Below are 374 nucleotides of genomic sequence, written 5' to 3' on the forward strand. Positions count from 1 at the left end.
ATAACGCAGGTCATATACACGTACATTCGCAGAGCACTGTGTAGGCTTGACGGAATCCCAGATTTCCCGAAACTGCCGGGTTAACCACTTGGCAGGATATAGATTCCCATCCGGCGAAGGAAAAAATGTAGTCGCTTTTAGGGGCAAACAGTGCAAGCTGTTCCGCATAGGAACGGCAGAGATCCAGCATATCATCAGACATAGGGACAATACGTTCTTTATGAGATTTGTTTTTCCTTATGAATAAAACACCCTCATTGAGATCTACATCCACTTTTTTGATCTCTCGTCCTTCTTTGGGCGGAGCCCGCAGAAATAAATTAACCGTAACAAAACCGGAAGGATAAGATGCCTATTGGGTGTTCTTTTATTTG

The 374-nt window shown here is 43.9% G+C and carries 1 protein-coding gene; it reads right to left on the bottom strand.

Translation table 11 applies throughout. From position 1 onward, the window contains the following. Positions 1–10: 10 nt before the first annotated feature. Positions 11–313 carry a tyrosine-type recombinase/integrase gene (locus tag DSOL_RS26440; protein ID WP_083643108.1) on the bottom strand — a complete coding sequence of 101 codons (303 nt, stop codon included), beginning with the start codon at positions 311–313 and terminating at the stop codon, positions 11–13. Positions 314–374 lie beyond the last annotated feature (61 nt).

Origin of the sequence: Desulfosporosinus metallidurans, assembly GCF_001936615.1 — a bacterium.
Classification (GTDB): Bacteria; Bacillota; Desulfitobacteriia; order Desulfitobacteriales; family Desulfitobacteriaceae; genus Desulfosporosinus; species Desulfosporosinus metallidurans.